The organism is Roseomonas rosulenta (assembly GCF_016106005.1).
GTDB classification, from domain to species: Bacteria; Pseudomonadota; Alphaproteobacteria; order Acetobacterales; family Acetobacteraceae; genus Neoroseomonas; species Neoroseomonas rosulenta.
Genome location: NZ_JACADR010000523.1, coordinates 1 through 1444, shown reverse-complemented (window position 1 = coordinate 1444; position 1444 = coordinate 1). Strand labels below are relative to the sequence as shown.

The 1444-nt window shown below is 72.6% G+C and carries 2 protein-coding genes and 1 pseudogene; all 3 read right to left on the bottom strand.

Annotation, left to right across the window (positions count from 1 at the left end; genetic code table 11):
* Positions 1-331: pseudogene (locus HW578_RS26535) on the bottom strand (hypothetical protein); the annotation flags it as partial.
* Entirely contained in the window at positions 328-1152 is an 825-nt protein-coding gene (locus HW578_RS26530; protein WP_198373693.1) for an exodeoxyribonuclease III, read from the bottom strand. The pseudogene HW578_RS26535 and the gene HW578_RS26530, both read right to left, overlap by 4 nt.
* Positions 1153-1187: 35 nt before the next feature.
* Positions 1188-1444, bottom strand: a 257-nt coding sequence (locus tag HW578_RS26525; RefSeq protein ID WP_198373692.1) for a hypothetical protein, incomplete at its 5' end; no start/stop codon positions are given.

Genomic DNA, 1444 nt, shown 5'->3' with positions numbered 1-1444 from the left:
GGCCGCGCGCGGCCTGGCGCGGCGCTGGCGGCGGCGGCGGGCGGCGGATCAGGTAGCGTTGCTGCGCCGGCGGCGTGATCATCCAGCGCGCCTGGAGAGTCTCGTCGTCGGGCACGTCCTCGCCAAGCCGCGTCAGGCCCTGGCGGGCGCGGCGCTTGTGTTCCTCGGTCAGGTTCTCCCAGGGGATCGGGCCGGGGGTATAGACCGTCTCGGGGTCGGGATCGGGGTCGGCGGGAACCACGGGGGCGGGCGGCTCCGGCGCGGCGCAGGCGCCCAGGGCCGCGAGCAGCGCCAGCAGCCCGGCGCGGCGGCCGATGACGGGTCCATTCATGCCGCGATCTCCACCATCACCGGGACATGGTCCGAGGCCTGGGCCCAGTCCCGTGCGTCCTTGAGAATCACATGCCGCGCGAGGCCGCCGGCCAAGTCGGGGCTGACCCAGACATGGTCGAGCCGTCGGCCGCGATCCGCCGCGCGCCAGTCCCGCGCGCGATAGGACCACCACGTGTAGAGCTTCTGGTCCGACGGCACGAAGTGGCGCAGCGCGTCGTGCCAGCCGCCAGCCTGCTGCCAGCCGGTCAGCGCCTCGACCTCGACCGGCGTGTGCGACACCACGTCGAGCAACTGCTTGTGCGACCAGACATCGTGCTCGAGCGGGGCGATGTTGAGATCACCCACCAGGATGGCCCGCTTCGCGGGGGTCGCCGCGGACCAGGCGGTGGCTTCCGTCACGAAGTCGAGCTTGTGGCCGAATTTCGGGTTCGCCGCGCGGTCGGGGACGTCGCCGCCCGCGGGGACGTAGAAATTGTGCAACTCGATCGGCCCGCCCGGGGCGTCGATGGTCGCGCCGAGGTGCCGGCAATCGCCCTTGCCGCACCAGTCCGGGTCGTCCTCCCGCAGCAGCAGTGGCCGTCGCGAGAGGATGGCGACGCCGTTATAGCCCTTCATGCCGCGGACGAGGCGGTGCTCGAAGCCGAGGGCGGCGATGCCCTCATGCGGGAAGGCCTCGTCGGGGCATTTGGTTTCCTGCAGGCAGAGGACGTCGGGCTCGAGCGTGGCCAGCAGGTCCTTCAGCAGCGGCAGGCGGAGCCGCACGCTGTTGATGTTCCAGGTGGCGATGCGCAGCGGGGTGCGGGAGGCGACACGGGGCATAAGTTCCGCATACGGCATCTCGCCGCGCGGCGAAATCACCCCTGGCGGCGCAGGGCGACGAGCGCAGGCATTAGGAAGGCCCAGAACAGTGCGACCTGGAAGCCAAGGAGCACCGGGCCGGGCAGCGCGGCATCCGTCGCGGCCCAAAGCAGCGTGACGTTGCGCGTGCCGCCGCCGCAGGCGAAGCCGCGCGGGTCGAGCCCGGCGAGGCGCGCCACGACGCCGGCGATGATCGCCGCGACGGCAAGCCCGGCCGCCAGGCCGGCCGCGACCAGCGCGGCCATGACCGGCT

Coding starts and splice junctions, on each gene's coding strand:
- HW578_RS26530 (WP_198373693.1), bottom strand. CDS start 1,152: ATGCCCCGTGTCGCCTCCCGCACCCCGCTGCGCATCGCCACCTGGAAC.